27 protein-coding genes, 1 rRNA gene and 1 pseudogene are annotated in these 24372 nt (G+C 48.2%); 9 read left to right on the forward strand and 20 right to left on the reverse strand.

The window, feature by feature from the left end:
• Entirely contained in the window at nt 1-630 is a 630-nt protein-coding gene (locus tag E2980_RS21670) for an HD domain-containing protein (protein WP_135154319.1), read from the reverse strand.
• A 226-nt stretch (nt 631-856) separates the two neighbouring features.
• On the opposite strand from E2980_RS21670, the gene E2980_RS21675 reads away from it, so the two are divergent.
• From E2980_RS21675 to E2980_RS21685, 3 genes are read left to right on the forward strand one after another with little or no spacing between them, the layout of a single operon-like run.
• A complete protein-coding gene (locus E2980_RS21675) occupies nt 857-2641 on the forward strand; it encodes an ABC transporter ATP-binding protein (RefSeq protein ID WP_135154320.1) in 1785 nt (594 codons plus the stop codon).
• Between the two features lie 25 nt (nt 2642-2666).
• Nucleotides 2667-3341: a response regulator transcription factor gene (locus tag E2980_RS21680; RefSeq protein ID WP_135154321.1), complete on the forward strand. Its 675-nt coding sequence runs from the start codon at nt 2667-2669 to the stop codon at nt 3339-3341.
• The gene (locus E2980_RS21685) at nt 3338-4510 is read left to right on the forward strand and encodes a HAMP domain-containing sensor histidine kinase (RefSeq protein ID WP_240703134.1); all 1173 of its coding nucleotides are present in this window, start codon (nt 3338-3340) and stop codon (nt 4508-4510) included. The genes E2980_RS21680 and E2980_RS21685 overlap by 4 nt, the downstream gene beginning before the upstream one ends.
• A gap of 36 nt (nt 4511-4546) precedes the next feature.
• Here the strand turns inward: E2980_RS21685 and E2980_RS21690 are convergent, their stop codons facing one another.
• Nucleotides 4547-4837, reverse strand: a complete 291-nt coding sequence (locus E2980_RS21690; RefSeq protein ID WP_135154322.1) for a hypothetical protein — start codon at nt 4835-4837, stop codon at nt 4547-4549.
• Nucleotides 4838-5001: 164 nt separating this feature from the next.
• Between E2980_RS21690 and E2980_RS21695 the strand changes: the two genes are divergently transcribed.
• Together E2980_RS21695 and E2980_RS21700 are read left to right on the forward strand one after the other, a co-directional pair.
• Nucleotides 5002-8805: a response regulator gene (locus E2980_RS21695; RefSeq protein ID WP_240703137.1), complete on the forward strand. Its 3804-nt coding sequence runs from the start codon at nt 5002-5004 to the stop codon at nt 8803-8805.
• A 94-nt stretch (nt 8806-8899) separates the two neighbouring features.
• Nucleotides 8900-9607, forward strand: coding sequence for a response regulator transcription factor (locus E2980_RS21700; RefSeq protein WP_135154324.1), 708 nt, complete (start codon nt 8900-8902; stop codon nt 9605-9607).
• 79 nt (nt 9608-9686) lie between these two features.
• Here E2980_RS21700 and E2980_RS21705 read toward each other — a convergent pair whose 3' ends face one another.
• The 3 genes and pseudogenes from E2980_RS21705 to hisC form a co-directional block, all read right to left on the reverse strand.
• Nucleotides 9687-10217: a YfiT family bacillithiol transferase gene (locus E2980_RS21705; RefSeq protein WP_135154340.1), complete on the reverse strand. Its 531-nt coding sequence runs from the start codon at nt 10215-10217 to the stop codon at nt 9687-9689.
• Between the two features lie 42 nt (nt 10218-10259).
• Nucleotides 10260-10778 (reverse strand): annotated as a pseudogene (locus E2980_RS21710) (GrpB family protein); the annotation flags it as partial.
• 20 nt (nt 10779-10798) lie between these two features.
• Complete coding sequence (gene hisC, locus E2980_RS21715; RefSeq protein WP_135154325.1) at nt 10799-11857, reverse strand: histidinol-phosphate transaminase; 1059 nt, start codon at nt 11855-11857, stop codon at nt 10799-10801.
• Nucleotides 11858-12032: 175 nt separating this feature from the next.
• Here hisC and E2980_RS21720 point away from each other — a divergent pair, with 175 nt between their 5' ends.
• Entirely contained in the window at nt 12033-13589 is a 1557-nt protein-coding gene (locus E2980_RS21720; RefSeq protein WP_135154326.1) for an ABC-F family ATP-binding cassette domain-containing protein, read from the forward strand.
• A 56-nt stretch (nt 13590-13645) separates the two neighbouring features.
• Here the strand turns inward: E2980_RS21720 and E2980_RS24380 are convergent, their stop codons facing one another.
• From E2980_RS24380 to E2980_RS21775, 12 genes are all read right to left on the reverse strand, one after another.
• Nucleotides 13646-13786: a hypothetical protein gene (locus E2980_RS24380; RefSeq protein WP_167747217.1), complete on the reverse strand. Its 141-nt coding sequence runs from the start codon at nt 13784-13786 to the stop codon at nt 13646-13648.
• Nucleotides 13783-14280 carry a hypothetical protein gene (locus tag E2980_RS21725; protein WP_135154327.1) on the reverse strand — a complete coding sequence of 166 codons (498 nt, stop codon included), beginning with the start codon at nt 14278-14280 and terminating at the stop codon, nt 13783-13785. Before E2980_RS21725 ends, E2980_RS24380 begins: the two co-directional genes overlap by 4 nt.
• A 14-nt stretch (nt 14281-14294) precedes the next feature.
• Nucleotides 14295-14726 carry a VOC family protein gene (locus E2980_RS21730; RefSeq protein ID WP_135154328.1) on the reverse strand — a complete coding sequence of 144 codons (432 nt, stop codon included), beginning with the start codon at nt 14724-14726 and terminating at the stop codon, nt 14295-14297.
• A gap of 25 nt (nt 14727-14751) precedes the next feature.
• Nucleotides 14752-15255 carry a GNAT family N-acetyltransferase gene (locus E2980_RS21735; RefSeq protein ID WP_135154329.1) on the reverse strand — a complete coding sequence of 168 codons (504 nt, stop codon included), beginning with the start codon at nt 15253-15255 and terminating at the stop codon, nt 14752-14754.
• 31 nt (nt 15256-15286) lie between these two features.
• Nucleotides 15287-16276, reverse strand: a complete 990-nt coding sequence (locus E2980_RS21740; RefSeq protein ID WP_135154330.1) for an SDR family oxidoreductase — start codon at nt 16274-16276, stop codon at nt 15287-15289.
• Entirely contained in the window at nt 16276-16896 is a 621-nt protein-coding gene (locus tag E2980_RS21745; RefSeq protein ID WP_135154331.1) for a LysE family translocator, read from the reverse strand. Before E2980_RS21745 ends, E2980_RS21740 begins: the two co-directional genes overlap by 1 nt.
• Before the next feature lie 116 nt (nt 16897-17012).
• Nucleotides 17013-17264 (reverse strand): hypothetical protein, encoded by a 252-nt coding sequence (locus E2980_RS21750; protein WP_135154332.1) that lies wholly within the window; start codon nt 17262-17264, stop codon nt 17013-17015.
• A gap of 37 nt (nt 17265-17301) precedes the next feature.
• Nucleotides 17302-18039 (reverse strand): peptide arginase family protein, encoded by a 738-nt coding sequence (locus tag E2980_RS21755; protein WP_135154333.1) that lies wholly within the window; start codon nt 18037-18039, stop codon nt 17302-17304.
• A 13-nt stretch (nt 18040-18052) separates the two neighbouring features.
• A complete protein-coding gene (locus tag E2980_RS21760; RefSeq protein ID WP_135154334.1) occupies nt 18053-18436 on the reverse strand; it encodes an MmcQ/YjbR family DNA-binding protein in 384 nt (127 codons plus the stop codon).
• A gap of 28 nt (nt 18437-18464) precedes the next feature.
• Nucleotides 18465-18758 (reverse strand): NUDIX hydrolase, encoded by a 294-nt coding sequence (locus E2980_RS21765; RefSeq protein WP_205700012.1) that lies wholly within the window; start codon nt 18756-18758, stop codon nt 18465-18467.
• A 585-nt stretch (nt 18759-19343) separates the two neighbouring features.
• Complete coding sequence (locus tag E2980_RS21770; protein ID WP_135154335.1) at nt 19344-20315, reverse strand: aldo/keto reductase; 972 nt, start codon at nt 20313-20315, stop codon at nt 19344-19346.
• 34 nt (nt 20316-20349) lie between these two features.
• Entirely contained in the window at nt 20350-21276 is a 927-nt protein-coding gene (locus tag E2980_RS21775) for an aldo/keto reductase (RefSeq protein WP_240703135.1), read from the reverse strand.
• Between the two features lie 166 nt (nt 21277-21442).
• On the opposite strand from E2980_RS21775, the gene cdaS reads away from it, so the two are divergent.
• On the forward strand, nt 21443-22060 hold the full coding sequence (gene cdaS, locus E2980_RS21780; RefSeq protein ID WP_135154336.1) for a sporulation-specific diadenylate cyclase CdaS: 618 nt from the start codon (nt 21443-21445) through the stop codon (nt 22058-22060).
• Nucleotides 22061-22077: 17 nt separating this feature from the next.
• Entirely contained in the window at nt 22078-22302 is a 225-nt protein-coding gene (locus E2980_RS21785; protein WP_135154337.1) for an MFS transporter, read from the forward strand.
• On the opposite strand, the gene E2980_RS21790 is transcribed toward E2980_RS21785, so the two are convergent.
• Together E2980_RS21790 and E2980_RS21795 are read right to left on the reverse strand one after the other, a co-directional pair.
• The gene (locus E2980_RS21790) at nt 22299-22910 is read right to left on the reverse strand and encodes a nucleotidyltransferase family protein (protein ID WP_135154338.1); all 612 of its coding nucleotides are present in this window, start codon (nt 22908-22910) and stop codon (nt 22299-22301) included. The genes E2980_RS21785 and E2980_RS21790 overlap by 4 nt on opposite strands.
• 27 nt (nt 22911-22937) lie before the next feature.
• Nucleotides 22938-23699 carry an SDR family NAD(P)-dependent oxidoreductase gene (locus tag E2980_RS21795; RefSeq protein WP_135154342.1) on the reverse strand — a complete coding sequence of 254 codons (762 nt, stop codon included), beginning with the start codon at nt 23697-23699 and terminating at the stop codon, nt 22938-22940.
• Between the two features lie 154 nt (nt 23700-23853).
• Here E2980_RS21795 and E2980_RS24385 point away from each other — a divergent pair, with 154 nt between their 5' ends.
• Entirely contained in the window at nt 23854-24003 is a 150-nt protein-coding gene (locus tag E2980_RS24385; RefSeq protein ID WP_167747218.1) for a hypothetical protein, read from the forward strand.
• 284 nt (nt 24004-24287) lie between these two features.
• Here E2980_RS24385 and rrf read toward each other — a convergent pair.
• Nucleotides 24288-24372 (reverse strand): 5S ribosomal RNA (rrf, locus tag E2980_RS21800); the annotation flags it as partial.

A 24372-nucleotide genomic window follows, 5' to 3' on the forward strand; every position in this document is an offset into this window, starting at 1 on the left:
TTATACCTCCTCGGCAATCGGGTCATCCAGCAAGATGCCTTGATCGATGGATTTCTGCAGAATCTCCAGCGCGAAACTCCAGAGCGTATCGGATACTTCCTTCACGGGAGCAAGCCGCTTGAGCACTTGAGACCTCACGATTCCGTTCTTCTGCCAGCTCGCGCCGCCCGTGTAGTGATTATTGATAACCGGATGCAACCGGTCCAAGGCTGCAGCGTATTTGGATTCGTACGTCTCTCCGTCCTCGAATTCCCGCCATAAATCCATCCACTCTCCGCGTTGATCTTCGGGAAGAATGCCAAACAGCCTTCGGGCAGCGGCATTCTCCCTTTCTTCCTTATCCAAATACCCTTGCGTATCGTAGGCGAAAGTGTCGCCGGCGTCGATCTCCACCAGATCGTGAAGCAGCAGCATTCGAATGACGCGATTTAGATCGAGCGACGTATCGTTCGCATGCTCCATGAGGACGACAGCCATTAACGCTACATTCCAGCTATGCTCTGCTGTATTTTCCAATCTGCTTCCATCCATAATGAAAGTCTTGCGGAGGACGTTCTTCAGTTTGTCGATCTCCGCGAGAAACGAAATTTGAGCGGTCAACCGATTATTATTGATCCACGTATCGGACATGCGAATGCAACCTCCATATGTAAACTTACTATCCACTAATTGTATCATGGACGAGAGCCTAGAGCATGCTCCCGTTCATATTCAGTTCATAAATCTGAGGCATGATGAGGCTGTGGTCCTCACTCCATTCATGGAACGATGGCTTTCGCTTAAGCGTAATAGCATAATGGAAAGATAAACCTATCTGCATTGATCTGATCATACAAAGTAGAAATGAGGATTACGGATGAACGCAATTGAAACTAACGAACGACAAAGAACTATCCCTCCTAAGAACAAGAACAACTGGAAATCATTAGCAACTCTGATTAACAAAGCAAAGCCATCCAAGCTCATGCTTGCCATCGCGCTTTCGTTCAGCTTAGTCTCGACGATCGTTGGTCTATTCGTCCCTTTGTTCACGAAGAATTTGGTCGATGGATTCACATTGGATTCGTTGGAGTCTTATCAGATCGTCATGCTAGTCTGCGTGTTCGTCGTACAGACGATATCGGGAGGGTTGTCCATATACCTCCTCAATAAATTCGGCCAGCAGATTCTGTCCGGACTTCGCGATCTGCTGTGGCGCAAGCTCCTCTACTTGCCCGTAGCACATTATGACAAGGAAGAGACCGGCGGACTTATCAGCCGGGTTACCAATGACACGAACGTCGTCAAACAAGTCGTCTCCGAGCATATGTCGGGCTTTGTTACCGGCGTCATCTCGATTATAGGCTCCGTTATCATCTTGTTCACGTTAGACTGGCAGATGACCTTAATGCTGCTCATCGCCGTGCCTCTTACCTTGATTATTCTCGTTCCTCTCGGCAAGAAAATGCATCATATCTCGCGCAATATGCAGAACGAGACGGCGAGTTTTACCTCCGTGCTTACCCAGGTTCTGTCCGAGGTGCGCCTTGTGAAATCTTCCAACGCCGAGCCGATCGAATATGAACGCGGCAAGTCCGGCATCGACAAGCTGTTCAAGTTGGGCGTTCGCGAAGGCAAGATTCAAGCGATTATCGGACCGCTCATGGGAATCGTCATTATGACGTTAATGGTCGTCATTATCGGCTACGGTGGATTACGGGTATCGAATGGTTCGATCACCGCGGGCGAATTGGTCGCCTTCATCCTCTACTTGATCCAGATCGTGATGCCGCTCGGGCAGATTACCGCGTTCTTCACGCAGCTGCAGAAAGCTATCGGCGCGACGGAGCGTATGATAGACATTCTATCTCAATCCGAGGAAGTACAAGACCAAGGGAAACAAGTCCCTTCCGCCGACTCTTCCATTGCGCTGAAAGACCTTTCCTTTAATTATGATAACGGGGAAGCGATCTTGAAGAAGGTCAACTTCACTGTACCATCGGGCAAAGTGACGGCTCTTGTAGGACCGAGCGGCAGCGGCAAGACCACATTGTTCTCCTTGATCGAGCGGTATTATGAGCCGCAAGGCGGCAGCATTTCTTATGGAAATGACGAGATCGACGAATACTCCTTGGCGTCTTGGCGCAGCCTGATCGGCTACGTCTCGCAGGAAAGTCCGTTGATGTCAGGTACGATTCGCGAAAATATTACGTACGGATTAGATCGTGAAGTAAGCGAAGACGAGCTAAGGACGGTTGCGCGAATGGCTTACGCGGACGGATTCATCGATGAGCTTCCCGAAGGCTTCGCGACCGAGGTCGGCGAGCGCGGGATGAAGCTTTCTGGCGGGCAACGCCAACGTATCGCGATTGCCAGGGCATTGCTTCGCAATCCGCGAATTCTTATGTTAGACGAAGCTACATCCGCGCTCGACAGCACGTCGGAACGCGTCGTTCAAGAGGCGCTGAACAACCTCATGAAAGGCCGCACGACGATCGTTATCGCACATCGCCTCTCCACCGTCGTTGACGCGGACCAGATCATTTTCCTCGATAAGGGAAGCATTACGGGTATCGGAACCCACGAGCAATTGGTCGTCAGCCATGAGCTTTATCGTGAATTCGCCGAACAACAGCTTCGCTATCAAGAGCAACTGACATAATCCTTAGGAAAGGAGCTGCCTGAAGATGACAAGAATACTCGTCGTAGATGATGATCCGCATATTCGCGAGCTTGTGAAGGTGTTCATTGAACGAGAAGGATTCGAGGTTAAGGAAGCCGCCGATGGCACCCATGCTCTTAAACTGCTTGAGACGATGACCGCGGATCTCGTCATCCTGGACGTCATGATGCCCCATATGGACGGCTGGGAGTTATGCCAAGAATTGCGCGAGCATTTCGAGATGCCGCTTCTCATGCTGACTGCGAAGGGGGAAACGGCACAGAAGCTGAAGGGCTTTCAGCTGGGAACGGATGATTATATGGTGAAACCTTTCGAACCCGTTGAACTTGTGGCGCGAGTAAAGGCGTTGTTAAAGAGATACCGGATATCGATCTCACAGAACGTAACGATTGGAAACATACAGCTTAACAAGCAATCCTATTCCCTGATGGCGGACGAGCAATCGTTGACTCTTCCGCTCAAGGAATTCGAGCTGCTATTCAAACTGGCCAGCTATCCGGGCAAGACGTTCTCCAGGGAACAACTCATTGAGCAAATTTGGGGGTTCGACTACGAAGGGGACGAACGAACCGTAGACGTTCATATTAAGCGGTTGAGGGAGAGGTTTCCCGATGGACAGTACGGCTTTAAGATTACGACGATCCGCGGGCTCGGATATCGGCTGGAGGTATCGGCGTGAGACGTCATAACGGAAATCCCGAGGGACAGCAGGATAAAATCAGGCGCGGGAGATTTTTCGGCAGACAACGGGAAAGCACGGAGCATAGGCAAAAGATGAAAGAGCTGGGCAAACAACTGCGACCTCCTAAGAAGTGGTTTATCTTCGGTATCCTATCCGTTCACGTCGGTATCGCCGTAAGCTGGGGGCTCGCTTATCTTTTGATGGGACTGATCTACCGTACTTGGTTCCCGGAGCAAGGACATGATGTATTACGCCAGTATTTAACCATCGTCATGGCGTTCACGATTCTCTTCCTTATCATGAATCTCATTCGCATCTTCTTTGCGCCGATACGCCGACAGATGGAATGGTTCCTGCAGATGCTCAACGCGATGAAGCAGCTATCCAAGGGGAACTTCGATGTTAGCCTGGAAATGAATCCGCGGTTCATGGGACAGTTCGGACATCTAGTCACGGGCTTTAACGAAATGGCCTCGGAGCTTAACCAAATGGAGCAGGTGCGGCAGGAATTCATCTCTAACGTGTCGCACGAGATTCAATCCCCGCTGACTTCCATCGCCGGATTCGCTCGAGCATTGCAGAACGAGGATATTTCTCCCTCTACTCGCAAGCACTACTTGGAGATCATCGAAATCGAAAGCAAACGCCTTTCCAGAATGAGCGATAACCTTCTCAAGCTGACTTCGCTAGAATCCAAGCATCATCCGTTCGAACCGAAGCCCTATCGGCTTGACCGGCAGCTGCGGCATATCATCTTATCTTGCGAGCCGCTTTGGCGGGAAAAGAATATCGAGATGGATGTGGAATTGCCGGAGCTAACGATTAAAGCTGATGAAGACTTGATGAGCCAAGTATGGGTCAACCTGCTGCACAACAGCATCAAATTTACGCCCGAAGGCGGTACGATCAGCCTTCGTTTAACAGAGGAGAATCATCAAGTATGCGTCCGTATCGTGGATAGCGGAAGCGGGATATCCGATGCGTCCCTCCCCCACCTATTCGAACGCTTCTACAAGGAGGACAAATCCCGTAATCGCTCGGGCAACGGCAGCGGTCTCGGATTGTCGATCGTGAAGAAGATCATCGATATGCATGATGGACAAATAACCGCCGGTAATGATTCTAGACTTGGCGCCGTATTCACCATTCTTATTCCCAACACCTAATTAATGATATTAATTACCCTAACAAGCTTCCGCCGCCTAGGCTGGAAGCTTTTGCATGACATAACGCAGAAACAAGGCTTGAAGCTCGCGGGTGGAGTTCGTTCTGGTTTTCCCAAGCATGCATATCAAGTGGTTGTCCAGAGTTGCAGATTGAATCTGCATAGTCGTTAAGATATCGCCATCCTCTAAGCCGAACAACAAAGCGAGCTTCAGGACTTCCCTCTCGCTCTCAGTGAAATCATATCTATCGCCGAATTGTTCATTAATGTGCCTTATCAGCGAATCATCTTCCTTTACGACTTGCCAATCCGTCATGTTCTTTAACACTTGTGCTTGTCTCCTTTGCAAGAATTGAAGATAGATCTGTCGATTCATGCTCTCATTCGTTATGATAGAGACAAAGTATTAGTAGATTTAGCCATTACGTATTTGTTTTCTATGAAAATCGCTAATAGTTTGTTGACCTATTACACCGGGGGTGTTGCTTGTTTATGTTCAGGTCTCTTCGCTTTAAGATCGTAGTCACGCTTATCCTGATCAATACGGCATCGTTTATGCTCATGAATTTTATTACTTACGAGACCTCTAATAAGCAAATGAACAATCAGTTGATTCACCATAGCTTAACCAACCTTAAAAGTTCGGTTACCAATTTGAATTCTTCTCTCGCTCTTCAACTTAAGGAAGCGGAGCTCATTAGCAAGATTCCTCCGCGCTTGCAAACAACGGAGCAGAAGCTGATTTTCCTAAGGAATGAGGTCCCGTTAGCGAACCACCTAAAGACGAGGCATATTGGGATCGGCAATTTTGGCGGCGACGTGAAGTTGTTGGATGGCACGACGATTCCGATGAGAGATAATATAGCTTATCAGCAAGCATTGAATGGCAAAACAAGCTATTCGAACGTAATTCTTGATGCCCAGGGCGTACCCGTCTTATGGATCATGGTTCCCCACTATGACGAGAACAACGTTATTCAAGGCGTAATCGGAATGGCGCTGGATTCCATGAAGGTATTCGGCGATCAATTTAGAATGCACTCTTCCGATTACAAAGACAGTGCCATTATTCTAATAGATCGGGAAACGAACCTTCTCTATTACGACGACGTTACCCTCATTCTGAAACGCAATTATATAAAAGATGAGCCGGCACTTCTTGAATTTGCGGAAAAACTCAGAAACAGCGAGGAAGGCTACGGGGAGGAGAGCGTATTCGGCCAGGTTCTGAAATTGTTCTACGTAAAAGTTCCGGAAACGAATTGGTATGCGGTACTTTCCGTTTCGAAGGAAGAATTCGAAGCTCCCATGCGAAAGTCCCTTTGGTTGAATATGGGGTTAATCGCGTTGGCCGAAATCGTTCTCGGTACTCTCCTCTATCTCATTACGCAGCGCTCCATTCTCAATAGACTTAAGCATGTTGTCGAGGTTACCAAGAATGTGGCGGCAGGCAACTTCTATCCAACGCCGTTAAGAGTTCGAAGTCATGACGAAATGGGGATACTGGCGCTATCGGTCAATGGAATGATTGTAAATCTACAGGACTTGTTCGAGCCTTTTCAAGCTTTCATACGCCAGAACCATTATGCCATGATCGTTACCGATTCGCAGTTCTTCATTACTTCCTACAACAAAAGGGCAGAAGAAATGCTTGGCTATGAAGAGAAAGAGGTCATTGGCAAGAAATCCCTCCTGCTATGGCATGACCATGACCAACTGCACGAACGCGCGAGGTTCTATTCCGACAAGCTGAAGCGGTCGGTTACCCCCGACGAAGCCGTATTATTCGTCATGTCCCATAAGGGCTTCCTGCCGGATTGGGAGTGGACTTGGATCAATCGCGAGGGCACCCGTATGCTCGTGTCTCTTAATACGAGCATGATGCGGCATCCGGACGGCACGATTAAAGGTTACGTTCTAATCGCAAGGGACATAAGCGAGATTAAGAAAGCGGTCGAAACCAATACGAGGCTGCTCGAAATTATGGAGAGCGCACACGATATGATCGCTTCGTTTGATATGCGCGGTCATATTTTCTACCTTAACCAAGCGGGCCATTCCTTCCTAGGTATTGATGTTCTGAACGAGGATAATTGCTGTCTCAGTCATTATATGACGATTCCAATGACGGTGAGGTTTGCCGATGGTTTGACGGAAGCGCAGAAACAGGGATATTGGCAAGGAGAGATTCAATTCGTTGGCGTAGACGGGCAGACCCAGATCGCTTCCATTACTGTCGTGGCCCACATCACCGATGACGACACGGATACCTTCTTCTCTACCATCGTAAGGGATATTTCCGATCAGAAGGAGATTCAAAGACAGCTTGTCAAAGCCAAAGAGGAAGCGGACGAAGCCAACGAAGCTAAGAGCTCATTCCTGGCTCGGATGAGTCATGAAATCCGTACTCCGCTTAACGGCATCATCGGGCTGACTTATCTTCTGCAGCGCTCTGAATTATCGGACATCCAAGCGGACTATTCGCGCCAGATCTCTGAATCGTCGCAAAGCCTGTTAAGAATTCTTAACGACATTCTGGATTTCTCGAAGTTGGAAGCCGACAAACTTGTGTTAGAAAGAGTAACTTTCCGGTTAGATGAATCTTTACATCGGCTCAGCGGGATGTTCTCCGTGCTTCTGGGTACTAAACCGATAGATTTCATCATTCGGATCGATCCGGATGTGCCGGACTGGCTCGTTGGCGACCCGATCCGTCTGGAACAGGTTCTTCTTAACCTAGGCAGCAACGCAATCAAATTCACGAACATCGGATTGATAGATCTTTCGATTCATCTGATCGAGCTTGAAGGCGGACAGGCCCGTTTGCGGTTCTCCGTGATGGATACGGGCATTGGGATGACGGAACAGCAGTGTTCCCATGTGTTCATGCCTTTCGTTCAAGCCGATCAGAAAACAAGTCGCAAATACGGCGGAACGGGACTGGGTCTCGTCATCTCGCATACGTTGGTCGAACGAATGGGCGGGACTATTTCCGTGGATAGCACCTATCACGTCGGCAGCACTTTCAGTTTCGAGCTCGTGTTTCCGATAGATTCCGGCAAGACTGTCCCTTCCAAGCTTCATGACCTTGGCTTGCACGTCATCGTGCTTGAGGATCAGGATTATGTGGCTGAGCATTGGCGTACCCTTCTTGCTTCTTACGGCTGCGATGTCATTACCTTACGCTCATGGGCGAAAGCACGGCCTCTGCTGCAGGATGATAAATGGAATCTCGTCATTGTCGACATGGAGTCGGAAGACATGCATGGCGAAGAGACATGGATGAGCTGGAAGACCGAACTGGACGAGCGCGGAATTCAAGTGATCTCCTCTACGTCTTTACACGGAAGAGACGCTCTTCAACAATTGCCCAACGAATATAAGCCAACAGCCGTAATCGTCAAGCCTGCGTCTACAATTCATGTCGAACAAGCTCTGCGAGTGATCTGCAACCTTGCCGAGAGGACGCATTGCTATAAGGATGTTCCCGGTTCGCCATCCCTTCTTCAACATGGACATTCCTTGGAAGCGCCGTTGCGGATATTAGTCGTAGACGACCAAGAGATTAACCGGATAGTAGTCAAGCAGCTTCTGGGGCAGCAGGGCTTTGAGGTCGAATTATCGGAGAGCGGCAATGAAGCCTTAATCGCATTGGATAATAAGAACTTCGACTTGATTTTAATGGACTTGCATATGCCGATTATGGATGGAATCGAGGCTACGATCCATATCCGCGAACATTTTAGTAAGGAGGATTTGCCCATTATCGCGTTAACGGCTGACGTTACGAAGGATCAGGAAGTTAGATGCTTCTCAGCCGGCATGAACGATATTATTATGAAACCCATCGACCCTGAGGTTTTCTTCGCGGTACTTGGACGATGGTTCCCTACAAGGCTTCCAACTCTTTTCGCCAATATCGCGGAACATTCGGATGCCTGGCAGGAGAAAGATTTGCCTGGCCTTAACGCATTGCTCGCCATTCAGCGACTGGACGGGAAAACCAATCTGTATTTACAGCTTTTGGACAAATTTCAACAACAATATTCAGACGTGGAAAATCTTTTGCCGAAGCTATTAGAGGAAGACAATCGCGCGGAAGCCATTCGTCTCGTTCACTCCTTAAGCGGTACAGCTGGTCACTTAGGCGCTTCTGCCGTTCAAGAAATTGCCTCGGCGGTTGAGAGATCGTTGAAGGATGATGGTTCTATCGAAGATTTGCAATTCAAGTTATTCCAATCTCTGCAAGAAACAATGGGAACGATTCGTAATCTGCTGTTACAAAAAAGGAGTTAGACGAACAACGTTCGACACTATATAATAGATTTGAATAGTTAAATGTTAGCAAAGTATGAGCATTCTTAACAAACTCTTAAAGGGTGTGAATAAATTGACGAGAGTACTTGTTATTGAAGATGATCCTATCATCGGAGAAATGCTCACCCTCTATCTCACGGAAGAGAATTTCGAAGTACAGCGGGTTGAATCTGCTCGTGAGGGCAAGTTCGCCTTGGGTACTTTTAACCCGGATATATTATTGCTTGACTTAATGCTCCCGGATGCGCAAGGAACCGAGCTCTGCTCCGAATTTCGGCAACTCACCGCGATTCCCATTATCGTGATCTCTATGAAGCCGTCCGTAACCGTGAGGATCCAAGCCATAAGCTCGGGAGCGGATGATTTTCTGGTTAAGCCCTTCAGTATGCAAGAACTTAAGGTACGCATGGATGCCGTACTAAGGCGTGTGGCTAGCCCGAGACCGGTAATTGCACATCCTTCTTCTCCTTCTGCTTCGGTCGAGTCAGAATCTCAGCAAGGCTTAACATTGAATCTTGAACGCAGGACTATCGTTCTTGATGGCGAGCAAATCGAAACGACCTTCTCCGAATACGAAATCATGAAGTTATTCTATCAGCATCCTAATCGCGTATTCAGTCGCGAAGAACTCATAAACGCAGTGCGCGGCATTGACTCCTTCATTAACGATAGAGCTATCGATGTTCATGTCACTAACCTAAGGCGCAAGCTGGAGAAAAATCCGAAAGAACCAAAATTCATTAAGACGGTTTGGGGAGTGGGCTACAAATTCATAAAGTAAGCAAATTCTTTCTATACATAAATTAAGCGGCTCCTTCTTAAGGAGCTTTTTTGTTGCGTCTTGTGGATTACTCCAGCAGTTACCAGCCCATTCTCTCTCGCAAAAATGTGATGTGAGCCACGTGATGACGGCCGTGCCATGAATACGAACCGAGTACGGTGTCTAAACGAAACACCTTCTTCGACTCGGGATGGTAGAACGTTCTTGCGTAGTCTTCCTCCGACATGGAGCGCAGCAAAAATACCCAACGTTCATGAAGCGCCGCGACTAGGGTCAGGGATAATTCGATGGGAGCTTTTGCGGTATCCGCAAGCAACGCCCAGCGGTCCTCGTAATACGGCCTGATCGCAGGCTGCTCCTCCGTTAGCGCTAGCTTGAACCGAGTAAAGCAGGTCAGGTGGCTGTCCGCGATGTGGTGCGTCACTTGCCTGATCGTCCAACCATCCGGTCTATAAGGCGTATCTAGTTGGTCCCTGCCGAGCCCTTCAACCGCTGCGGCAAGCTTCGTCGGAAGACTCGCGATATCCGAAATCCAATCGCGTCTTTGCTGTGCGGAAACCTGGCCTTCATGTTCGAATTGGCCAATAGGAAATCTTAAATCGGGAGTCATATACCTCGTCACCTTGACTTTCCTATCTAGTAGTATTTTTTCGATGAAATGTTCCTTGGCGCGCGTATAAGCTTCCCGGTCATGCCGATATCTCTCAGCAAGCTCTACTTTTAACTGTCCATAAGCCATAGCCCAATCTCTACGGTCAAGCAATGCATCTCTGAAAATGAGTTGCTCTTCATAGCGCGGCTCGCCAATCAAGAAGAGATGAAGATGAGCCACTCTCTTGTCGTTGTCCACTTGCACGAAAAATCTGCGGAAAGGACGCAGGTCAAGCTCGGGTGGTACGTAATTCCAGCCTTCGGGCGATAAAGTCTCGACGATCCGATGCAGGCTGTCATACGACGGTACCAGTGCCATGATGTCAAGGATGGGCTTGGCGGGCAAGCCCGGAATCGCAGTGCTTCCGATGTGCTCGACGTTTGTTACGCCGATTGGCTGCAACCGTTTCTCAAGCAGCTCGGTTAGGTGCTCTCCGGCTGCAAGCCATCTGGGATTCGTTTCCGCGAGCCGGACTTCCTCCACCGCCCACTTCGGCCACCGATCTGAAGAGCTGGACATATTGCCATCCCCTTTACTGTTTAGCCTATTATCATAGCTAATTCCGCTATGAACCGATCCATTTCCTCATCGGTTCCAATACTGACTCGCAGAAATTGATCGATTCTCGGTTTGTTGAAATAACGTACGAGAATTCCCCTGTTCTTCAATTCGTTGAATATCTGCTGGGCGTCCTTCCGAGGATGGGTGATGAATAGGAAGTTCGCCTTGGATTCGATAACATGAAAGCCTAACGGTTTCAACGCTTCGCTTATCCGCTCCCTCGTGGCAACGACCTTGCGGTTCGTCTCCTCGAAGTAAGCCTGATCCTCAATGGAGGCGATCGCGCCAGCCATCGCCAAGCGATCTAACGTATAGGAATTGAAGGAATTCTTGATCCTGTTTAACCCCTCTATCAAGTCAGGATGCCCCATCGCCATCCCCACGCGAAGTCCGGCGAGCGAACGGGACTTGGATAACGTCTGTACAACTAATAGGTTGGGGTACTCCTTTACGAACGGTACAACGGAATCTCCACCGAAGTCGATATAAGCTTCATCTACGATGACGACTTGGTCCCGATTCGCTTGAAGGATACGGCTTAATTGTTCAACAAGCATGAACCTGGCAGTCGGCGCGTTCGGATTCGGTAGAATGATACCCCCGTTAGGGACGAGGTAAAGTTCCTCATTGATTCTGAACTCTTCGTCCGTCGGGACCGTGTTGAAACGAAGCCCGTAAAGCTTCGCGTATACAGGATAGAACGTGTAGGTAACGTCGGGAAAGAGTATCGTCTTATCCGCCGAGAAGAACGCCGGGAACGCGAAGGCCAATATTTCGTCCGATCCGTTGCCGACGAAGACGCGATCTTTGGTTAATCCGTAATATTGCGCGATTGTCTCTCTGAGCTTGTCGCAAGTCGGATCAGGGTATAATCGCAGATCGGCGTTCGTCGCAACATGGATAGCTTCTAGAACCTTCGGCGATGGCGGGTAAGGGCTTTCGTTCGTGTTCAGCTTGATATATTGTTGGCCTTTCGGTTGTTCCCCCGGTACGTAAGGGACGAGAGAAGCGGTTAGATCGCTCCAATATTTACTCAATGATAATGCCTCCAGTCGAAATCCTCTTGCATGCTCTTCCATGATTATACAATCCCTTAATTCCAAGGTCTACTTCATCATTCGGACGACATTATCATTGAGTTTTAGCCTCCTCGAAGCTTATAATAAAAAATAGTGCGCATAATTCGAGCTATCGAGAAAAAGGTGTCTAATCATGAGTATTCTAACGGTTAAAAATTTAACTCACGGGTTTGGCGACCGTGCCATATTCAATGACGTTTCCTTCCGTTTGCTGAAAGGCGAACATGTCGGATTAATCGGCGCCAACGGCGAAGGAAAGTCCACGTTCATGAACATCATTACGGGAAGCTTGGAGCCGGATGCGGGTAAAGTTGAATGGTCCAAGAAAGTGCGTGTCGGCTACCTCGACCAGCACTCCGTCTTGCATAAAGGAATGACGATTCGCGACGTGCTTCGCGGCGCCTTCCAGTATCTCATGGATCTCGAAGCCGAGATGAACGAAATGTACGACAAGATGGGCACGGCTACTCCGGAGGAACTGGAGCAGTTACTGGAGGAAGTCGGCACTATTCAGGACACGTTAACGACGAATGACTTCTACCTGATCGATGCCAAGGTAGAGGAAATCGCCCGCGGGCTCGGACTGGGAGACATCGGTCTAGACCGGGACGTGCATGACCTGAGCGGAGGACAACGCACGAAGGTGCTGTTGGCCAAGCTGTTGCTCGAGAAACCTGACATTCTACTTCTCGATGAGCCGACGAACTACTTGGATGAGCAACATATCGAATGGTTGAAGCGTTACCTGCAGGAGTACGAGAATGCGTTCATCCTCGTCTCTCATGATATTCCGTTCTTGAACAGCGTCATTAACCTCATTTATCATATGGGCAACCAGGAACTGAACCGTTATGTTGGCGATTACGACAATTTCTTGCATCTGCACGAGGCTAAGAAGCAGCAGCTGGAATCCGCGTTCAAGCGCCAGCAGCAAGAGATCGAAGATCTTAAAGATTTCGTAGCCCGCAACAAGGCTCGCGTCTCCACCCGCAATATGGCGATGTCCCGCCAGAAAAAATTGGACAACATGGATGTCATCGAGTTGGCGAGAGAGAAGCCGAAGCCGGAATTCCGTTTCAAGGAAGCCCGTACATCGGGCCGACTGATCTTCGAAGCCAAAAACTTAGTCATCGGTTATGAAGAACCCTTATGCCGAGACATCGATCTTCTTATGGAACGCGGACAGAAGATCGCGATCGTCGGCGCGAACGGGATCGGGAAAACAACGCTGCTGCGCAGCTTGCTAGGCGAAATCCCTCCCCTCTCCGGTACGGTTAAACAGGGCGATAATATGTACGTCGGATACTTCGAACAGGAGATCAAAGGCGGAACCGATGAGACGTGCATCGAAGCCGTGTGGAAGAACTTCCCTTCCATGACCCAATTCGAAGTGCGAGCGGCTCTTGCGAAGTGCGGTCTTACGACCAAACATATCGAGAGCAAGATATCCGTCCTGAGCGGTGGCGAGAAAGCCAAGGTTCGCTTGTGTAACTTAATCAACAAGGAAACGAACCTGCTCGTGCTCGATGAACCGACCAACCATCTGGACGTGGATGCGAAGGATGAATTGAAACGCGCTCTTCAAGCTTACAAAGGTAGCATATTGCTTATAAGCCATGAGCCGGAATTTTACCGTGAAGTGGCGACCGAGGTTTGGAACTGCGAAGCTTGGACGACTAAAGTGTTCTAGAAATTGCATAAGGGACGGCCCTTCAAGTCATCGACTTGCGGAGCGGTCCCTTTTTACTATTGTCCCTTTTCTTGCAAAGAAGCTTTGATTTCATCTAAAGTCTTCTGCATTTGGTTCATTCTCTGCAATCCGGAATATTGATTGCCGATGATCCCTGCCAATCCGACAACAATAATAATAACGATTAGTAAGATCATTTGTTCTGTCCCCTCTTCTTGCTGATGACCATGATTATTCCAAGAAATACGATGATAATAGCTCCTAATCCGATATAGGAAGATACCGGGTCGGCAGCTGATGTTTTGGCGAGTCTATTGAGGATCTTGATGTCTGCGTCAACATCCGATGCAATATGATTGCCGCTACAGAGTCCAGTGTTTTCTACGCCCTTAACCGGATAGGTGAAAACAAGGTACTTGACGCCTTTCTTAAAGCTCATACCGCACATGCCATCCGAGCCGCCGTATACGTACGAGTCCTTAAGCTTGCCTTTCCATGTTCGTTCCACCTCGAAAAGGTTGCCGCCTTCCCTATCGGTTTCCTTTACCGTCCCCATAAAAACTACGCTTGCTTCCTCATACCTTTGCTCAACGCCTTGTTCTTCACAGCTACAAGCATATGCGCGCTCCGGCGATGACAACAATGAAATCATGAAACACCCAAGCAATAGCAAAGGCAATTTCGCTTTCATAGAGCATCCCCTCTTCAGAAAGTAATCATTGCTCCACGCTCGTCGAATATCGCCGTCGGATTCCAAGCGATCTCCCACAGATTGTTCTCCGGATCCAGAAAATAAGCGATTCTCCCGCCCCAGCTCGCATTGCTTGGCTCACGGACTATTCTGCCGCCAGCCGTCCGAACTTCCGTTGCCGTTAGATCCACTTGTTCGGGGTTATCTACATTAATGGCTAACGTAATCCTGCTAACTACATCTTTACTCGCCGTAAAATCAATTCCCGAGTCATTAGCCAACTCCTGCAAGGGATAGAGCGACAATAGCACTCCCGCCGTCTCGAACACGCAATAAGAGTCAGAACTTATGGCTGTTTCGCTCCAGCCTAATTTCTGATAAAACTTGCGCAGCTCAGGCAAATTTACTGCCCCGATGGTGACTAGACTCACGCGATTCGGAACCATTCACTCACCTCCAAGTGCAAATTCTCTATATTTTCATACCCATCATCACGAGATTTCTGTCGATACCGTCTAGATTAGCCACTCCCGGAAGCAGTCCCCATTGCTCGAAACCGAACTTCCTTAGCAGAGCCAAGCTCGGTTCGTTGTGACCGAACACAAGCGCTACGATATTGCGGATATGTAGGCGCGGGCATTCTTCAATTGCTTTCTGTAGAAAAATGCTTCCGATACCCCGGGAACGATGAGTAGGCGAAATATAGATACTGATCTCGGCAGTCGCATCGTAAGCAGCGCGGCTGTGAAAGGATGAGAAGCTCAACCATGCGATAATCTGACCATCTACCTTCATAACCCACAGCGGTCTGTGGTGTTCGGAATGCTCTTCGAACCATTTCACTCGGCTCTCGACCGTAACGGGTTCCAAATCCGCAGTGACCATTCGACTATCGATCGTCGTGTTGTAGATTTCAACGATATCATTTAAATCTTCCTTAGCGGCATGAACGATTTCGTACGATTGCTGTTGCATTTACTGTACCTCCGCTTGATACTTATCCTTGTCATTTCCACGCCTTAAGAAGTTGTTCTTCTTTCACGGCATCCATGCCCGCCCTACGATCGATATTTCCCCTTGAGGAATCCCATTCTAATGTATTAAGAATCGTATCTCTCAAGGGCCGAAAGGTCAGCCCGCTAGCGATCGCTTTATCGATATTAACGGATAACATATGTCGTGCTTGCTCCGTATCGCCCACTCCCGGAATCCACAAGGGCAATTCTATCCACGGACCGGCACCTTGTTGAAGCAAGAACTCATTGCTGACCCATTTGAGGTCCGCATCGCTGCCCACGGCATTAATACAATGTTCCAGGAAAGATTGCATCGACAGAGGTTCGGCTGGTCCGGTAGCGTTAAAGACGCCGGTATGCCGTTCTTCGACCATTCTAATCGTCCAATCCGCCAAGTCTCGCGCATCGATAAACTGGACGGAAGCATCCTGGTTGCCTGGAGCAAGTACAGGTCCTCCTCTGCTAATCCGCGACGGCCAATAAGTGAACCGATCGGTTGGATCCCTCGGTCCTACGATTAAGCCCGGTCGAATAATAAGAGCTCGTCCTGGCATCCCTTCTTCCACCACTTGTTCGCATAATGCTTTTAACTGACCGTAAGCGGCTTTTACGTCCTCGGTCGAAGGATCCTCCAATTGACCGACGGGAGTATTCTCATCTGCCGCAGGTACCAGGAAATCCCGATAGACGGATATGCTGGAGATAAAAGTATAATGTTCAGTCGAATCCGCCAACAGGTTAACGGAATCGCGAACGATTCTGGGCACGTAACCCGAAGTATCGATGACGGCATCCCAACGCCTGCCTGCTAAGGAATCCAAATTTCCATCCCTATCACCAACTAACTTTTTTACCTCAGGAATCAAATCCGAATTCGTTTTCCCTCTGGAGAATATCGTTACGTCGTGTCCTGCTTTCGTTGCGCTCTCTACGAGATGATACCCAAGAAATACGGTTCCGCCGAGAATCAAGATTTTCATTATTTACCTCCTATACCGATACCGAATTGATAAAGGCTGTATAACCCGAATCCCAACAATTCGAGTGCAGAAACGTAATTAATCCATTTTAATGCCGTCAGGTTGATCATTCGTTTCAATAATCCCACAATTACACTTAAAAGTACCCACCATAACGCGGAACCCATGAACACTCCAAGAACTAACCATAGAGACGCATCCGTGCCTTTGCTGATGTTCATTCCGGCGAAAATGCCTGCGAAAGAAATAATCGTCAGCGGATTAGTCAACGTCAAGAACAACGTTGTTCCGTAGGTACTCCAATAACCTTTGCTAGACTGATTTAGTCGATCTTGATCGGATACGGGAGCACTTGCTGTTGTATAGGCCAAATAGAACAGGAATGCGGATCCAATAATATTGAGCCATATCGCTTGATCCGTTAGAAATTGGGCGATGACCGTAAGTCCCAATGCTGCCACTAACCCGTAACAAGCATCTGCCGTAGCTGCTCCCATTCCCGAAACGAAGCCGAATCTTCTTCCTTGATTCAGTGTTTTGCGAATGCATAGAAGACCAATCGGTCCCACCGGAGCTGCAATCGATACTCCAATGATCAATCCTTTAATCCATGCTGACATGACGGATAGTAACCTCCAAATAAATCCCTTAGGTCTCGCAATGACCGATAATTTGGCTGAACTTCTTGAATGTGGCTGCTTTTAGTTCACCCAGTGAAGCTTATCGATCGATAATTCTAACGACTCAATAATAACCTGCTCCGCATCGGGAGCGTCTCTATTTTCTCGGTTAATCGCTGTTTGTCTACCATTAGTGCAGCTTGCTCCATCATACTATTAGTTACTTCGTCGGACAACCGATTCTCTTTAACCGTAAAGACGCAAGCTATCGCCGCCGCGCCAATATGCGCATGCCAAATATCGCCAATCCTGCTTCTGCAGGAGGAGATAATCGATAGCCCGTCGCGTAACATAAGACGATCATCCATCTTGATCCCTCGCTTACATGGAAGTTGCTGCATGACATCACCAAGTCTCGGCTTTGGAAAGCTCAAGTTCAAAACCTTCAAGGAACAGCCGATAAAGTCTCTCGCAGTTGTTTTCTCCCCCGCAGAAGGCAGGAGATAACGCGACGGTAATCATATCGTAAGGATAAAGGTCTCTCAGAAAAGAAAGCTCATCCCTTATCTGATCATCCGGCTTAAGCTCAAGATTCAATGGATCGCTCAAATTCAATTTGAACACATCCAAGTCCAGATCCAGAATGACGGAGTTTGGATAATTTAGCACCTGGTTAATCCTATCTGATGATGCGGAAAGATGTTCCCTGAGATGCTGGACGCACTCATATCTAGAGCCTTTGTATTCTCTCTGCTTAAGAATCTCTCTAATCGGCTTTAGCTGCTCTCCTTCGAGGTTCCAGCCAGTAAGGTCAAAAGGGTCGGATTCATCCACGTGCTTGGGACAGACATATACGATATAGTCGATGGTTTGCGCGGCAAATCCAGCCCATATGAAATTATCGATCTCAAGCTTGCCGGCGACATCCAGGTAATCCGAGTTACCCTTCATCCCATGCAAGCCTTCGACGACAACGCCATCCCAAGTATCATCCAAATGCGCATCGACGTGCAGCAATGTCGTCTTTTCACCCAGTAGTCCGGTGCTCTTCCCCATCGCCCAAGCCGCGAAAGCCCATTGGTGATTTCTCGAGATATATATTCTTTCCTTAGGAAAACATACCCGGTAGTCCTGCTCAAACATACTTTAGCGACTCCTACTTTCGTTTTGGTCGAGCTTTGGAAAGATAAGCATCGCTTATTATACTTTGAATTTCGCCCCAATCCGCTTTACGATCCAATCGCAAACCGATCCACCCTAAGTGAGCGACATAAGGCGGTAAAAAGTAGATATTCGGATTGGATTGAGCGAGCGTAGATTGAATATCCGCCGTAGACGCGCACCAAAGCGCGATCCTTTCATCGCCATGATGGTTGGAGCGGTATTGAACGAACATCTTCTTGTCTTTGTAGAAAAAGGTCGGAGCTCCATGGCTCACTTGTTCGCTGGTATCCGGGAATGACATTGATAACTCCCTGATTTGCCGGAATAGCTCCTGATGGAATTGCGAGTCGGCGTCAAGCTTGTCCTCAACATTCATAATCGCAGAACTCCTCTCCAATTGGCAATTAATCCAGCATGACTTCCCTATCGTCGTTTCTGATCATTTCGAACAACCTCTGTATCTGTTTTTCCGTATTCCGTTCGGTGGATAAGGTTGGCAAATGATCCTCAGTGAAAAAACCAACCTCTGAAGTCTCAAGCCCCGCCCCTTTTACGCCGCCAATAATCTCGCATAGGATAAACACCTTGTAGATATGCCACGACTCCGGTGGATGATCATGAAATTTCTTGTCAAGTATGCCTAAGAGCCGCACGGGGCGGACATCCAATCCCGACTCTTCCGCCCATCCCCCTGGCAATGACCATGCACCGTCTATACGTTCTCTGACTAACAAGATTTTATTGTATTGAAGCTCCTCTTCATTCACTACCCTGTAACTATTCGTGATGCTTCTTATGATGTTGTCTCGCTCACTAGGATCAAGTTTAAGTTTATCATAATGATTGATGTTTCCATCACTCCAAAGTTGTATGTAATAAAGGCCTTTCATGTAATACTGGCCTGAACCTTGTTTGCTAAACCCCTTGTTCTCAAGAACTGTTCAGCTTGTTCGAATGAATCCCCAATCCCGACATCGAATACAGTGTTAGACGGGTCGGCCGTTGTTATCCTTTGACTTTAGGGGATTTATCGAGCGTTTCCAAATATCGACCGAATAATTTCAACTTGGGGAATATGAAGTTCATTTCACAGCCAAAGCAACCTACCGTCTTATCGGTGCCAAGTCCATATAACTTACTAACCTCTTGGCGAGTCATGAAGGGACCCCTAACTTGCTTTAACCTTCCTATTCGTCAATCTGTCCGCAATCCCTTTCTACACCATCAAAAAGAACACCTAACCGGTTGACCGGCTAGGTGTCCATGACTCGTATTCTGCATAATTAAGCTCCGTAAAAATTCCGAATCCATCGGTGCGCCTTCAGCTTCTGAACTTGATCTTGCGGGAGTCCAAGACCATCTCCCACCTTCATGTTCCGCTCAACGTTACGAACCGAACGCATGCCGGGAATGACGGTCGATACCGCAGGGTGGCTTAACACGTAACGCAGCGCGGTCTCGGCCATTTGCTCGTTAGCGATCCCAAGATCCGACGTAATTCGGTTTACCCTATCGAATACTTCCTGCTTGCGATCTCCGCGGAAATAACCTTCTCGGAAGTCTCCTTCCGTGAATTTCGTATCCGGAGTAATCGTTCCCGTTAATCCGCCTTCATCCAACGCGACGCGGACGATGACTCCGACATTGTGCTTCTGACAGGCGGCAAGCAACTCATCCTCGGGGCTTTGCTCGAAGATGTTATAGATGACTTGTACGGTATCGACAAGTCCGGTTTCGATCAATTTGATCGCATTCGCCGGCTGATAGTCGTTGATCGACACTCCGAAATGACCGATCTTTCCCTGCTCCTTAAGCTTGCGAATTCCTTCCATCCAATCTCCTTGATCTATCCATTCGTCGGACCACACATGAAATTGCTGAACGTCAATCGAATCTAAGCCAAGATTGGTTAAGCTTTGCTCGGTGCTCTTAATGACGTGTTCGGCCGGGAATGTTTCTTCGGCGCGTACGCCTGAGCGCGCCGGCCACTGATAGTTCTTCGGAGGAATCTTGGTCGCCACGTAAATTTTATCCGAACGCTTCCTATCGACTTGTCCGACCAATCTTTCGCTATGACCATCCCCATAACCTATTGCGGTATCAATGAAGTTAAGGCCTAATTCAATGGAGCGGTTCAAAGCTTTAATGGATTCCTCGTCCGAAGCGCCGATCCAAGCGGATTTTCCGATTCCCCATGCTCCGTAACCAATTTCGGACACCTTCAGCCCTGTCTTGCCGAGCGTTCTATAATTCAATGGAATACCTCCTGCCTTCAATTAATTAATGATATTAAACAACGGGCAAGCAACCAACGGAATCCAATCGACTCTTAGCTTCGGCATAAATCTGATCCGAGAGTACTCCTTTTTGTGCGTACCGCACGTTTTCCGCCAAGTGATCTGGATTTTTCGTTCCAACGATCGTAGTGGACACTTGCGGATGAGTGAGAGTGTATCTTAGCAGGAACCCTGTGCGGCTCTCTCCTTCCTCCAGAAGCTCGTCAAACCCCGCCTTTTCCCATGCGCTCCAGCGATCCGCCTGACCCAATCCTGCTCCTGGCTCTCCTCGGCCGACCCCGCCGCGAATAATGATCCCAGCGCCCTCCTCACCGGCAGTGCTAATCAAGTTCTCATGCTCTCTCTCCAGTGCGGAATAAGGAATCTGAAACGTATCGTAATTTCCTGACTCTATATAAGACGTAATATGAGGCAAATAAGTCGAGATGCCGATCCAACGGACTTTGCCAGTCGCCTGGATTTCCTTGAGTACTTCCACGAGGCTCCCTTCTTCCGTCTGTTGAACGGTAGGTCCATGGAGCTGTAAAAGGTCGATGTAATCCGTCTTCATTCGGCTTAAGCTCGTATCGATGTTGTGCAGCAGATTCTCTCTCGTCCATACATGCGGCGTTTCGTCATGATCCCCATGGTCGACTAACGTGCAACCGCATTTGGTCGCGAGTATGTACTCGTGCCTGCGATGGCTGATGAACCGTCCGATTAATTCCTCGCTTCGCCCATAATCGTAGGCTGTATCTATGAAGTTAATTCCGCAATCCAGAACCGCGTTCAAGATTTTCTCCGATTCCGAATCAGTCACGGGTCTTCCATTCCATACCCGAGGACCGCGAATCTCCATCGCGCCGAAGCCTAGCTTGGTTACCCGTAAGCCTGTCTTGCCCAATTGCGTTCGTTCCATCGAATCTTCACGCTCCTTCATCAGCTTGGTTGCCCTTCTATTGTAATGGAAAACAAGGCAGATAATAAGAACTGAAACTGAGGTGAGTTAGTTTCCTAAAGGTTACTAACCCCTCCCGATTACTTCGCATACTGTTAAGCTTTACTCCGCATGCTATTGAAGAGTGATGTTCAAGGAGAAGTGATCCATGACGACAACCTCAGCGAATTGCGATTCCTCGCCCATGAAGAAATTGATCAAGGAAAATATCCAGGAGATGATTTCAACGCTGGGTGTTCTCCAGAGAACGATCGACAATGAAGAAAATTGCTTACTAGGCGAGTTCGAGAAAGTCAAAAAAGGCTTCCTTAAAATTGAATCCATTGCCGCAACGTTTTACTTGAATTGCTACCTATCTCCATTTATAGAGCGGTACACGGATTTGTCGCTTACGATTCAGACGTTATCCGACCGACGGCATGGGGCTTTGATTGCCGTGGAACGAACCGATCCGCTCGATTCGTTTCTCCAACCGGGGATCCCGGTCGGCGCTCCGGTTACGCATACTTTGTTGGAGTCCATCTTCTATCCGGGAAGTCCGCTTCACGACGGAGCAGTGCTCATCAAAGCCAATCAAATCGTATCCGCGAAGAACATTCTTCCTTTGACTTTAGCTCAAGGCAATGAGCGAATAACGGGCACTCGCCACAGGGCAGCCGTTGGCCTGACCGAGCTAAGCGATGCCATCGTACTCGTCGTGTCGGAGGAAACGGGCAAAGCCTCATTCGCCAACAAAGGCAAGCTCTATCCGGTGATCACCCCGTGAAACATCACTGACCTGTCTTGTTTACTCTTGGCTTTGTTAAATGGGATCAACCGTGGTGGGTGGTATTGCTGCTATCCTTCGCTTCAACCGGAATCGGAGCGGCGTTGTCGAGCTTTCATGCGCTTATCACGGAAGGCATAGACAAAAAACAACGAGGCACAGTCACCTCGTTGTACAGCAGCATGCGATTTATCGGAGTTGCCTCCGGACCGCCTATAAGCGCATTGCTCATGCAACATTAAGTATTCCACGGAATAACGGTAAGCTGAGGCCAATGTTTGGTCCACCTCGTCACTTTTTTAACGAAAACCTCTTCGGTAATTAACGTTTTGTTGGGACGAACAACCATTCCAAACAAGTCATTTAAACCGAACGGAGCGTATACCTTCCATTTCGATGAGCTATCTTTGTTAACTCCCAAAGCGGTCGCCGTCGTCGGCCACGTATTAATGGCAGCTTGGAGCGATGGATAGGGTTCAATGGGGTAACCGAAATGATCTTCGTACCAAAGATGGACCCTTGCTTGATTTTTGAGGTCTATCTGAATGGGGAAGTCGCGAAATAAATGTCTAGCTTGTTCGATAAGCTCATTCTCTTTTTCGTAAGCAAGATCAAGATCGTAATAGACGATATCTATGTCGCTTATCCCGTTTTGCAGGTCGTATCCGCTCAAGTAATTCCATATCGTTTGGGTTAAACACCCGGCCCCTACGTAATATTGATCTAATGGAAGCGAATGAATCCGTTGGAAAACCGTTTCTACGATCGAATTCTTCCTAATGATGCTTACGAGTATTTCCATCTGGCTATTCAAGTCTAAATTAATTCCGCTGTGCCTTGCTTTGTCCATGGATGATTTTGATCCTTCTGGAGAATGTTAGATGGAAGGCATAACGTTACCGCCGCTAACCGGAATATAAGCTCCCGTTATGAAGCTAGCCAGGTCGGATGCCAAGAAGGCTACAGCATTCGCAATCTCTTGATCGGTTCCTCTGCGCTTAAGCGGAACGGTTTGTTCGTATGATTCGCTGTGCTCCGTCTTGTTCAACCGGTCTCGCTCGCTAATCGTCCAGCCTGGAGCAACCTGGTTAACCGTGATTTGGTGTTCGCCTATTTCCTTGGCTAGAACACGGTACACGCCGTCCATTCCTCTCTTGCCCGCAACGTATGCCGATTGAGTCGGAAAATTCTGCATCACGCATTCCGTGTTGATGCCAACGAATCTTCCCCACTTCTGCTTAATCATCGCAGGAGCGAAGGCTTTCGCTAAATAGACGCTTTGCATGACGCAGGATTCGAACTGGCTCTCGTAATCCTCCGGAGATTGCTCAAGTATACTCGTCCATTGATATTGAACGACGGCATTTGCGACAACGATATCGACCGAACCCAATTGCTCCTCGATCTTCTTTTTCATCGTCAGGATTGAGTCCAAGTTCGTAATATCCGCTTGGACGATCGTGGCACGGCTTCCATAGGAATGGATTTCATCCTGAAGCTCGATCGCTTGATTCTCGTTGCTCCGGTAATGTATGGCTACGTTTGCCCCGCATTGCGCAAGCGTTCTTGCCATCACTCGACCAAGTTGTCCTGTCGCTCCGGTGATTAGGGCTGTTTTATTGTTCAGATCGATTTGCATATCCAATAACCCCTTTCCTTTTTCTTTCTTCATGATAGGCAACTTCTGCCTAAATAACAATAAGAAGAAGCAAAGTCCCGGGGCGGGGAATAAGAAGGATTTTTATGTAAATCATTAGTGGGTAGTAATGGAAGCATGCAAAGGAGACTTACTAATGGCTGAAAATGATGAGTTTGAACAAAAAATAACGGCTACCGCCGAGCTGTCCGAGGACGAAGAAATGCAAGAAGAGCATCAAAAGATGAGAGAGAATCAATTCCTGCTGCTACCGATCGATCCTGATTATCGAAGCGAACCGTCTTAACGTATTAACGATGAATCTGGACAACTCAACGGAGTTTTGCCGAGCGAATAGCACCCATAAATAAATGCATATCGTTGTTATTTGCTTGGATTTGCTCTAATCTCAATGGTTTAGTTGTAACTTTGGTTATTACTCAGGTCTCCTTTTTTTAGGGAGCGGTACAAGGCACTTTTTTGGCCTTGAATAGCTATAGAGAATAGTAAATATGGGGAGACCTAAGTAATAACTAACTTTGCAACTAAACACGAAAAAAGCACCCGCGAGGGTGCTTTCTCTGTTGTCCGGCCTGGCAACGTCCTACTCTCCCAGGACCCTGCGGTCCAAGTACCATTGGCGCTGGAGGGCTTAACGGTCGTGTTCGGGATGGGT

Source organism: Cohnella luojiensis, assembly GCF_004564235.1.
Classification (GTDB): Bacteria; Bacillota; Bacilli; order Paenibacillales; family Paenibacillaceae; genus Cohnella; species Cohnella luojiensis.

Excerpts from the sequence above, each read along its gene's own strand:
- E2980_RS21730 (WP_135154328.1), bottom strand. The coding sequence starts at position 14,726 with ATGGTTCCGAATCGCGTGAGTCTAGTCACCATCGGGGCAGTAAATTTG.
- E2980_RS21670 (WP_135154319.1), bottom strand. The coding sequence starts at position 630 with ATGTCCGATACGTGGATCAATAATAATCGGTTGACCGCTCAAATTTCG.
- E2980_RS24380 (WP_167747217.1), bottom strand. The coding sequence starts at position 13,786 with ATGATCTTACTAATCGTTATTATTATTGTTGTCGGATTGGCAGGGATC.
- E2980_RS21790 (WP_135154338.1), bottom strand. The coding sequence starts at position 22,910 with ATGGACAAAGCAAGGCACAGCGGAATTAATTTAGACTTGAATAGCCAG.
- E2980_RS21760 (WP_135154334.1), bottom strand. The coding sequence starts at position 18,436 with ATGAATGTTGAGGACAAGCTTGACGCCGACTCGCAATTCCATCAGGAG.
- E2980_RS21720 (WP_135154326.1), top strand. The coding sequence starts at position 12,033 with ATGAGTATTCTAACGGTTAAAAATTTAACTCACGGGTTTGGCGACCGT.
- E2980_RS21675 (WP_135154320.1), top strand. The coding sequence starts at position 857 with ATGAACGCAATTGAAACTAACGAACGACAAAGAACTATCCCTCCTAAG.
- E2980_RS21795 (WP_135154342.1), bottom strand. The coding sequence starts at position 23,699 with ATGCAAATCGATCTGAACAATAAAACAGCCCTAATCACCGGAGCGACA.
- E2980_RS21735 (WP_135154329.1), bottom strand. The coding sequence starts at position 15,255 with ATGCAACAGCAATCGTACGAAATCGTTCATGCCGCTAAGGAAGATTTA.
- E2980_RS21745 (WP_135154331.1), bottom strand. The coding sequence starts at position 16,896 with ATGTCAGCATGGATTAAAGGATTGATCATTGGAGTATCGATTGCAGCT.
- E2980_RS21680 (WP_135154321.1), top strand. The coding sequence starts at position 2,667 with ATGACAAGAATACTCGTCGTAGATGATGATCCGCATATTCGCGAGCTT.
- cdaS (WP_135154336.1), top strand. The coding sequence starts at position 21,443 with ATGACGACAACCTCAGCGAATTGCGATTCCTCGCCCATGAAGAAATTG.
- E2980_RS21775 (WP_240703135.1), bottom strand. The coding sequence starts at position 21,276 with ATGAAGGAGCGTGAAGATTCGATGGAACGAACGCAATTGGGCAAGACA.
- E2980_RS24385 (WP_167747218.1), top strand. The coding sequence starts at position 23,854 with ATGGCTGAAAATGATGAGTTTGAACAAAAAATAACGGCTACCGCCGAG.
- E2980_RS21695 (WP_240703137.1), top strand. The coding sequence starts at position 5,002 with ATGTTCAGGTCTCTTCGCTTTAAGATCGTAGTCACGCTTATCCTGATC.
- E2980_RS21750 (WP_135154332.1), bottom strand. The coding sequence starts at position 17,264 with ATGGATGATCGTCTTATGTTACGCGACGGGCTATCGATTATCTCCTCC.
- E2980_RS21705 (WP_135154340.1), bottom strand. The coding sequence starts at position 10,217 with ATGACTCCCGATTTAAGATTTCCTATTGGCCAATTCGAACATGAAGGC.
- E2980_RS21755 (WP_135154333.1), bottom strand. The coding sequence starts at position 18,039 with ATGTTTGAGCAGGACTACCGGGTATGTTTTCCTAAGGAAAGAATATAT.
- E2980_RS21725 (WP_135154327.1), bottom strand. The coding sequence starts at position 14,280 with ATGAAAGCGAAATTGCCTTTGCTATTGCTTGGGTGTTTCATGATTTCA.
- E2980_RS21740 (WP_135154330.1), bottom strand. The coding sequence starts at position 16,276 with ATGAAAATCTTGATTCTCGGCGGAACCGTATTTCTTGGGTATCATCTC.